Origin of the sequence: Lysinibacillus sp. RC46 (genome assembly GCF_041262385.1) — a bacterium.
In the GTDB taxonomy this organism is placed as follows: domain Bacteria; phylum Bacillota; class Bacilli; order Bacillales_A; family Planococcaceae; genus Lysinibacillus.
Map to the genome: position 1 here is coordinate 1 of NZ_JBGCCF010000063.1, position 7,132 is coordinate 7,132.

At 34.4% G+C, this 7,132-nt stretch carries 8 protein-coding genes; 5 read left to right on the forward strand and 3 right to left on the reverse strand.

What is annotated here, in order from left to right; all coding sequences use genetic code 11:
* The first annotated feature begins 80 nt into the window (after window positions 1-80).
* Together ABH966_RS26675 and ABH966_RS26680 are read left to right on the forward strand one after the other, a co-directional pair.
* Window positions 81-803, forward strand: coding sequence for a GNAT family N-acetyltransferase (locus ABH966_RS26675; RefSeq protein WP_370083715.1), 723 nt, complete (start codon window positions 81-83; stop codon window positions 801-803).
* Window positions 804-896: 93 nt separating this feature from the next.
* On the forward strand, window positions 897-1,043 hold the full coding sequence (locus ABH966_RS26680; RefSeq protein ID WP_370083717.1) for a hypothetical protein: 147 nt from the start codon (window positions 897-899) through the stop codon (window positions 1,041-1,043).
* Window positions 1,044-1,277: 234 nt separating this feature from the next.
* On the opposite strand, the gene ABH966_RS26685 is transcribed toward ABH966_RS26680, so the two are convergent.
* Window positions 1,278-1,652 carry a hypothetical protein gene (locus tag ABH966_RS26685; protein WP_370083719.1) on the reverse strand — a complete coding sequence of 125 codons (375 nt, stop codon included), beginning with the start codon at window positions 1,650-1,652 and terminating at the stop codon, window positions 1,278-1,280.
* Between the two features lie 291 nt (window positions 1,653-1,943).
* Between ABH966_RS26685 and ABH966_RS26690 the strand changes: the two genes are divergently transcribed.
* The 3 genes from ABH966_RS26690 to ABH966_RS26700 all read left to right on the forward strand — a co-directional run bounded on the left by ABH966_RS26690 (window position 1,944) and on the right by ABH966_RS26700 (window position 4,899).
* Window positions 1,944-2,627 (forward strand): GntR family transcriptional regulator, encoded by a 684-nt coding sequence (locus tag ABH966_RS26690; RefSeq protein ID WP_370083721.1) that lies wholly within the window; start codon window positions 1,944-1,946, stop codon window positions 2,625-2,627.
* Between the two features lie 21 nt (window positions 2,628-2,648).
* Window positions 2,649-3,266 (forward strand): sterol desaturase family protein, encoded by a 618-nt coding sequence (locus tag ABH966_RS26695; RefSeq protein WP_370083723.1) that lies wholly within the window; start codon window positions 2,649-2,651, stop codon window positions 3,264-3,266.
* Window positions 3,267-3,708: 442 nt separating this feature from the next.
* Window positions 3,709-4,899 (forward strand): MFS transporter, encoded by a 1,191-nt coding sequence (locus ABH966_RS26700; RefSeq protein WP_370083725.1) that lies wholly within the window; start codon window positions 3,709-3,711, stop codon window positions 4,897-4,899.
* A gap of 836 nt (window positions 4,900-5,735) precedes the next feature.
* Here the strand turns inward: ABH966_RS26700 and ABH966_RS26705 are convergent.
* Together ABH966_RS26705 and ABH966_RS26710 are read right to left on the reverse strand one after the other, a co-directional pair.
* Window positions 5,736-6,611, reverse strand: coding sequence for a phosphotransferase family protein (locus ABH966_RS26705; protein ID WP_370083727.1), 876 nt, complete (start codon window positions 6,609-6,611; stop codon window positions 5,736-5,738).
* 259 nt (window positions 6,612-6,870) lie between these two features.
* The coding region (locus ABH966_RS26710) for a transposase (RefSeq protein WP_370083729.1) at window positions 6,871-7,132 on the reverse strand (262 nt) is incomplete at its 5' end.

Consider the following 7,132-nt stretch of genomic DNA (forward strand, 5'->3'; position numbering starts at 1 on the left):
TACACAGGACATGGCAACACCATCTGTGGAGAGCTTTGTAACGCTTCTCTTAAGTACATAAGAACCCCACTGCTTTAGCTGTGGGAGTAGTCAGATCGATTGTTGCTGCTTTCGATAATGAAAATATACAAGCACTTATTGGGTTAGATATAGACGATGATTCAAGTGAAGTATGGGGACCATTTTCCATAAATGACAATGTAACGATGCAAGAGAAATTACTTTGCACATTGCAGCAGACATATCCACACATTTCAACCTATTATTTCTTCATCAACGAATTAAATACTCGACAATTAGCATTTATGGAGCGAATAAACGCCAATAAAACAGGTGAACATTTATTACTTGAAGTTTCGAAAGAATCTTTTGAAACTGTAGTTGCTATAACTAGTCGTTATTATAAAGAATCCGATTACGAGCAATTTAAAAGGATTCATTCAAATGCATTTTCAAAAACGTATTACGACGCAGATACCATTTTAAATAGAGCTCAATTAGTTGAAGAAAATGTTTTAAGAATTATAGAAAAGGATGGAATCGTACAAGGATATGCCTATTTTGAAATGGACTTAACAGCAAAAGAAGCCCATTTAGAATATATAGCTATCAATCCTGAATACAGAGGCAAAGGAATAGGCACCCAGTTACTAAAAGAAGTTTTAACAGAAATGTTTCGATTCGAAGAAATCACTCAAATCACACTAAATGTAAATAATCAAAATGATCAGGCAAATCACGTTTATTTTAAAGCTGGATTTAAAAAGAAAGCGACTTTATGGAGTTTTTGTTTTATTAAATAAGCTATAAGTCGAAATTAATATTAGCTGGTCTTACATTAAATTTTAAGTTATGTCCTACAATCGGTACTACCAGCGAAGATTGGTGAGCTAAACATGGATAATCCAAAAATCTTGGCGATTGAATGGACAGAGTTAATTTTCACATACGTGCCATTTACCAATTTATTTAACGCAACAGGTCAACCATCGTTATCGTTGCCACTTGCGATGAGTGCGTCTGACTTACCAATCGGGCTATAATTTACAGGACGCTTCGCAGAGGAATTAACTCTTCTACAGCTTGGGAAACAATTAGAAGAATCTGCTCCATGGAAAGGTCGTAAACCACCCATACATGCGGGTGCAGAAGTTACGAAAATTGCGACAACATAAAAAAGTAGGTACAAAATTTTTTCTTGTACCTACTTTTTGTTAGTTTACGGACATGAGATATTTTTATGTATGCCATTAAAGAGGTTAGATGATACTTATCTACTATCCTTCGAGCATCTTCAGATAAGGTATTTCCTTGCCATCTACAATAGCAATATCGATTGGTGTATTAGTCTCATAAATTATTGTTCCAACGGATAGTTTGTTAGATGTTCCGTTTTCAAAATCCTTTGCTTTATTGGTTTGTTTTGTTATTTCACCAATTTCTTCACCTATTGTGTAATTTAATTCTTTTACCCAATCTATGTTTTCTACATTAGAATATACAATATCATCCAGAACAAAGATGTCTGCTTTACCATCCTTAAGAAAATCCTTTGGTGTAGGATTACCATTAGTTACACATCCCGATAAAACTACAAGTGAGAGGCAAAGAAATAAGAGAAATTTTTCTTTCAAGCAAAATGATTTTTTCACTGTTTTCCCTCCTGATAATCAATTGTTCATTTAAACCCCATACAATTTCTTACACTTATTTTACCAGAATGTTTAATCATTAAAAACTTATTCTAAAAGCAACAATCTTTTAGAAAACAGCCTTATATTAATTAGTTCCATTGGCTAGTTCATGTATTATGTTGTGCTTGTTTGATAATTATAGAAAAAAATTCGCCCTTCTTCATTGACATAAGATTCTGGTTAGTTACATAAATCTGGTATTACCACTGTCTTTAATTTGTATTACCAAAAAATAAAGGGGACGATGATTTGAAAGAAAAGGAAAGCTCCTCAGATAAAATTGAAAATGAATTAATTAGATCGATATTGGCTGGTGTTTATTCTGTAGGAAGTACTTTACCGCCGGAAAGAGAGCTTGCAAAAGAATTTGGTGTTGGTCGTCCAACTGTTCGGGAGGCACTTCAACGTTTAGGAAGGGGTGGATGGATAACAGGAAGAAAAGGAATGCCTGCGATTGTTAATGATTATTGGCGAAATGGGAATCTAACGACACTTGTGAATATTATTGAGAATCATCCTATCATAACAGATGAATTTATTATGCACTTATTAGAATTAAGAAGTACTTTGACTCCGACTTATATTCGTGATGCTGTTACGTTTAATCAACCTAAAGTGGTTGCTCTCCTTGCCAATCTAGAGCAACTTGAAGACAGTGCAGTGAGCTATGCAGCATTTGATTGGGATTTGCAAAAAAAGTGTGCTGGTCTTGCTGTCAATCCAATCTTTCTACTCATTTTAAATAGCTTCGATTCGATTTATATAGATATGGCGAAAAGATATTTTTCTGTAAAAGAATATCGTGAGCTGTCCTTCAACTATTACCACGACTTATTAAAAGCTACATTAAAGGGAGATGCAACGGAAGCGGAAAGATTGTCTACGAAAACAATGGCGAAAAGCTTGGCCCTCTGGAAAGATAGAAAAAAATAAAGAATACTGGGGGCGTGATAAATGAGATTGAAATATATAAAAGAATATTTTTCATATCCTGATATATTAATCATGACCTGTCTATTCCTCATTAGCTTTGGAATTATGATTCTTCATTTAACCTCTATCGGCATTTTGGGTACTTTTATTCTTGGAATGATTATGTATTCCTTAGCTGAGTATGTTACACACAGATTTCTTTTTCATCTAAAACCACCTAAGAATGCATTTTTGTTAAAAATGCTTAAACGCTTACATTATGACCACCATTCAAATCCGAATGAGTTACATTTATTATTTTTACCCTTATGGTATAGTGTGCCAAACATTGTCATTGTAGCAGTCATTTTCTATTTTCTTTCATCTAGCTTTATAATTACAAACGCATTTATTGCAGGTATCATGCTCTTTTTATTATTTTATGAATGGACGCATTATATCGCCCATCGCCCCCTTCGACCAATATCTCCATGGGGGCGTTGGATGAAAAAGGTTCATTTATGGCATCATTTCAAAAACGAAAATTACTGGTATGGTGTTACGAACCCAGCCTATGATTTTCTCATGGGTACCTTTAAAAATCAAAAGGATGTTGCCCAAAGTAAAACTGCTAAAAATCTAGAGCAACGTGGCGACTAGAAAATAGAATTATAAAAAGCCTTCTAGGTAAAATATTCGGTCCTATTCTGTCTTTATAATAAAAATCCAATCATCGTTATTGATGATTGGATTTAACTTCGCTTACTTATGATACGGTTCTCCGTGACTTTCCTAAGTGCGATTTTTTATTTCGTATAAATTTGATTATGAATTAAGATATTTCTTAAAACAGAAAAAATTAATCAATTTTAAACCGTTTGATTTCTTTTTACATACATATTTTTTATTACCTAAGCATTCCAACAGAAGTGCGCTTTTTTAAATGGCCTTTTGCTAACTCTGCATCCTTGTCGATTCTGAAAATCCATTATCCTCTACTTGACTAAGATAGGGTTTTTCAAGCAAACATATTCTTGGTAAGATGTTAAGGTTGTGTATTTACTATGTCACACATTTACATTCATCTAAGAAAGAGGTATTTATGCACTCCACAAAATTATCCAAGCAACATTGGTTGCTTATCTTAACACTTTCTTTATTAACATTTGTTCTCGGGACAAGTGAATTTGTAATTGTCGGAATCTTAACAGATATTTCTTCAAGTCTTCATATGACTAATGTAAAAGCAGGCACCCTCGTTTCTGCATTTGCAATTACGTTTGCCATCGCTACACCACTAGTGATGGCAGCAACAAGTCATTTTCCAAAGCGAGAATGGATGTTGTTTTTAATAGGATCTTTCAGCGTCCTAAATGCTTTGTGCGTAATTTCGACGAGCTATATCATGCTCCTTGCACTTCGGATTTTGACAGCGATTGTAACAGGAGTTTTAATCTCTCTAGCCATGATTGTAGCAAGTGAAACTATGCCGATTAAAAAACGCGGACTTGCTATTTCAGTCGTTTTCGGTGGTTTCACACTTGCAAATGTCGTTGGAGTTCCAATTGGTATTGTGATCGCCGAAGAGTACGGCTGGAATGCCACTTTCATGTTAACCACTTTCCTAGGAGGATTGGCGTTTTTGGCATCCTTTTTTGTCTTACCTCATAGACTCAGCCAAGTACGCAGTTCGATACGTGATCAGTTTTCTTTATTGACCAAGCCTCGTATATTGATGGCTTTTTTCATTCCTGCACTCGGATTTGGCGCAACTTATGCAGTCTTTACGTACCTTGTACCAATCTTGAAAGAAATGGGAGCACCAAATAATTCAATTAGTATAATCTTATTTTGTTATGGGTTTATTTCGATTTTCAGCAACATCCTCGCTGGTAAAATTGCTAGCCACAATGCAATCGGTCGCCTTCGGTTTGTTTTTCTCGTGCAAGCAGTTGTTCTGACAAGTTTATTTTGGACTACAAATCATTTTGTTTTAGGATTAATAAATATTGGATTAATGTCGTTAATGGCTATCCTCTTAACAACATCTACTCAGCTATATTTAATTGACCTCGCCGGAATTTATCAGCCAAAAGCAACAGGACTCGCCGCTTCACTAATGCCAGTGGCAAGCAACGTAGGTATCGCTTTTGGTTCTGCATTAGGCGGAATTGTGTACCATCAAGGAAATTTAATGAATGTAACTTGGGTCGGTGGGATTGTTGCAGTCTGTGCAAGTCTGCTAACTTTCTTTAGTCATCATTTAGACCAAAAACAAAAGACATCAGAATAGAAATCAGCAATTATACAAAGTTAATTTATTCTACATCGATCATTGCTACCGGTTTATATATTTCGGCAGATGGAGATGAATTTTCAGTAACAGTTGCCAGTTAAAGTGCATACTTAGTTGCAACATATACTTTAGTAGTAAAAAAACAGGCACATCCGCATGAAGCGAATGTGCCTGTTTTAAAAACCTCACTTATTTATGATATGGTTCACTGAAACTAATGTTAAATTGTATTTCTTATTCCCCTCATAATCTATTGTTAAATAATAAAATAATTATCTTCCTCAACTAACCCCCACCGTTAGATTAAGTCTTTTTATCAATCTTTAATTAATAAACAATCAATCTTTTTTACTAAGCTACACTGCCCCAGTAGCCAAAAGCGAAATAGGGCATTCAATTTTAAGAAGCATCTTCAAACTGACTATTGTAAATTTATCATTAGTTAACTATGTTTCATTTAATTTATATCCATTTACAAAATAAAAATCGAACAGCCATCTAGCCTCGATTGAATATCGATGCCAGATGGCTGCAAAAGTCTGTCTAGTCGAAAGGGATAAATTGATTTTTAGTCACAATTTGACCTATACCCACCCAATAAAACCGGAATTCAATGTCAAGTGTCTTAGAAATCCCCCTGATTCCACTCAATACTTTTAATTGTGATTCAGTGTGTACATCGAAAATTTCTTGTGTCATAAGAAACCCCCAACTCTCAATTTTTAACTCATTAGAAAGTTCTTACTCCACTAAATTGTAACGTTAGTACAAAAAGTTCAACGAAAAAGCGTTAATCCCTCCGTAATCAACGCACCCTTAGTTGAACAAGTAATCTATCTATAATTTTTTATTCCACTTTCAAAGGCCTGTCTATCGTCATTCTCAATCCCGTGCAAGGCTTCTTGTAAAGCAAATGTACTTTTATAAAATTTAACTCGTTCAGATATTTCATTACCGTTAGGATATAGGTTCATACACATATCAAAAAAATCTTCACCATAACTAGAGAGTATTCCAGCAAAGTCATACGCTGGATCGCCTAAACCCGAACCACCAAAATCTATTATCCCTGAAATCATACTTGTTTCTGGATTCCACAAGATGTTGGATGCTCCGAAATCTCCGTGTATAAGTGTTATATCTAAATTTGAGAAAGCTTTTCCTTTTAGGAACGTTTCAAAGGATTGTGATATTTCCTTTTGAGCGTCTTTTCTGATAAAAGGAAATAATGTATTTTGAATCTTATCATACAGGATATACATCTCTTCACTAGGATTACGAACCTTTAGTTTCAAATCTCGACTTGCTTTTTCTTCTGAAATAGAATGTAGTTCTACAAGAAAAGAAACAAGTTGTTTTGCCAACCCTTTCACCAATTCAACACTCTTAACATCTGTTAAACTTTCCTTCCACAAAGGAACACCATCTATTAGTTTATAGCCGGTAAAGACCTTACCTGGTGCTACCTCTACAAAAGACTCATAAATTGGATTCGGAATAGGAGTGGAAACGATCCCTTTAATATATTTCAAAATATCAGTCTCTCTTCTTAATTGAATGATGCCATTTTTATATTTTGGAAATCTAAAAACCAAAGATTGGTTTACAATAAATACATCATTATTCTGTCCGATTTCATTAAGATAAAAGTCTTCAATGGAAAGGTCAGAATAACACGATTGAATGTTTTCAATAAAGTTATTATTCATTTAGAAATACCCCCCTTTGTTCTCTTTATATTGTTTTAATCCCTAAACTTTTAATGAACTATCCTGCGCAGTTAGTTAAACTACATTTCTTCACAAAATTTAAATCTATTTTAACATAAATATCCAATAAAAAAATCACCTCTAAGGAAGAGGACACTGAAAAACTTACGTTTTCATAAAAGCGAACCTTTTTCAGATAAAAATAAGGCACTTCTTGTTCAATTTTGAACAGGAAGTGCCTTATTTCTGTCTCTATTCCTTATTCATTTTCGTTTAGTAGCTTTAATATCCGTTTCAAATTGACAGCGAATACCGTTGTAGCACCTTGAATTTCCATGCCAAATAGACCCACTGTCGATGCCGTATCGTACCCGTGTCCGTTTTTTAATTCACTATTCTTCGCTTCTACTTTGTAGCGATTTGCGACTAATTGCTTAAAAGCTTCCGTATTTTGAAATGCCTCTTGTTCGGCATGTGTATCTGACTTAATTGTGACAGAATACGTTTTACTTTTTGCGCCT